The sequence below is a fragment of the Streptomyces sp. KR55 genome, from assembly GCF_052245645.1.
Classification (GTDB): Bacteria; Actinomycetota; Actinomycetes; order Streptomycetales; family Streptomycetaceae; genus Streptomyces; species Streptomyces flavusporus.
Genome location: NZ_JBQQCE010000899.1, coordinates 1 through 1395 on the forward strand (window position 1 = coordinate 1; position 1395 = coordinate 1395).

Consider the following 1395-nt stretch of genomic DNA (forward strand, 5'->3'; position numbering starts at 1 on the left):
GACGTCGGAGATGTTGACCATGAGGGAGCCTTTCGATGAGTGATGTGATGGCGGACGGGCGTCCGCTGTTGAGAGCAACCGTCTGTTGGGCGGTGCGGGTTGGGGGGTGGTGTCCCGGGAGGGGCGGCTCGTGACCGGGCCCCTCCCGGGAGGTCAGAGGGAGAAGCAGGGGTCGAAGACCGTGCTCTCGGTTTCCGGGGCCAGGCCGCGTCGGGCACGCCACTGGCGGTGCTGCTCCGACTCGGCGACAGCCTGGCCGAGCAACTCGGCCTGGCGGGCGCCCGACAGGCCCGTGCGAGGCGTGGCCTGGTAGCCGCCGAAGTGCGCGACCGGGCTCCAGGCGGGGCTGATGGGCGGCAGTTCCTCGTCGAGGCCCTCGTACTCGGCGGCGGCGTAGACGATCCGGCCGCCGACGACCGTCAGCAGGGACTCGATGTGCGCGATGTCCGGCTCGGGCACGGTGAAGTAGTCCTCCGACAGGACCGCGAGGTCACCGAGGCAGCCCGGCTTGAGCACGCCCTTGACGGCGTCTTCGCCGGTCAGCGCGGCACCCGCCTCGGTGAACATCGCCAGTGCGGTCTGCCGGTCGACACGGTTCTCCGGCGGGCGGACGACCAGGTCGCCGACGGTCCGGCCGGAGATCAGCCAGTGCAGGGCGATCCAGGGGTTGTACGTGGAGACCCGGGTGGCGTCGGTGCCGGCGCCGACGGTCAGGCCGCGCTCCAGCATGGCCCGGATCGGCGGCGCGTCCGCGGCCGCACCGGGGCCGTAGCGGCGCAGGAACGCCTCACCCTGGAAGGACAGCCGGTTCTGCACCGACATGGCGCCGCCGAGAGCGGCGATACGGTCGAGGCTGTCGGCGGAGACGGTCTCCGCATGGTCGAACAGCCACCGGTTCCCGGCCGGGAAAAGTCCTTCCGCGGCGAGTTTCTCGAAGACCGCGAGATCGCGGCGGATGGTCTCGTCATAGGTGGCGTGCAGGCGGAATCCCCAGCCGTTCTCCATGAGGAGTCGCACGGCCTTCTCGAATTCCGCTTCGTAGTCGGGGGCGAGTTCCGGGCGCGGTTGGGTGAAGTTCTCGAAATCCGCTGCCGCCCAGGTGAGGTTCTCCCCGGCGCCGTTGAGGCGCAGCCATTCGTCGCCGTCCTCGGGGCGGGCCATTTCGATCCAACGGGCGAGGTCGTCGATTTCCTGGCCGGCGGTCTGCGGGAAGAGATGATAGGCGATACGCAGCGACAGTTGGCCGGCCTTGGCCAGTTCGACGACGGTGCTGTAGTTGTCGGGGAAGTTCTGGAATCCCCCGGCCGCGTCGATCGCCGACGTGAGCCCGAACCTGTTCAGCTCCCGCAGGAAATAACGGGTGGAGGTCTTCTTGTCCTCACCCTCCAGCGCCGG

Annotated in this window: 1 protein-coding gene; it reads right to left on the reverse strand. The window is 69.4% G+C overall.

The window, feature by feature from the left end; all coding sequences use genetic code 11:
• Nucleotides 1–153: 153 nt before the first annotated feature.
• Nucleotides 154–1395, reverse strand: a 1242-nt coding sequence (locus tag ACTWQJ_RS51370) for an amidohydrolase family protein (protein ID WP_443313199.1), incomplete at its 5' end; no start/stop codon positions are given.